The following is a 225-nucleotide window of genomic DNA, read 5'->3' as shown; positions in this document are numbered from 1 at the left end:
TGGCGTCCCCTAGGGGACTCGAACCCCTGTTACCGCCGTGAAAGGGCGGTGTCCTAGGCCACTAGACGAAGGGGACGAACCTTCTTACCTTCAAGAACGTGCTGCTGGTGCCCGTTCTACGTGCCAGCCATTGGCTGACAACAGGAATTTGGTGGAGCTAAGCGGGATCGAACCGCTGACCTCCTGCATGCCATGCAGGCGCTCTCCCAGCTGAGCTATAGCCCC

At 60.0% G+C, this 225-nt stretch carries 2 tRNA genes; both read right to left on the bottom strand.

Going from position 1 to position 225, the window contains the following annotated elements:
- Positions 1 to 76: transfer RNA gene (locus FS767_RS22765), tRNA-Glu, on the bottom strand.
- A 73-nt stretch (positions 77 to 149) separates the two neighbouring features.
- Positions 150 to 225, bottom strand: a tRNA-Ala gene (locus FS767_RS22760).

Origin of the sequence: Pseudomonas sp. DE0010, assembly GCF_007680745.1 — a bacterium.
GTDB lineage: Bacteria > Pseudomonadota > Gammaproteobacteria > Pseudomonadales > Pseudomonadaceae > Aquipseudomonas > Aquipseudomonas parafulva_B.
Note: the sequence above shows the minus strand (reverse complement) of the source record. Positions and strands in the feature narration are given on the sequence as shown.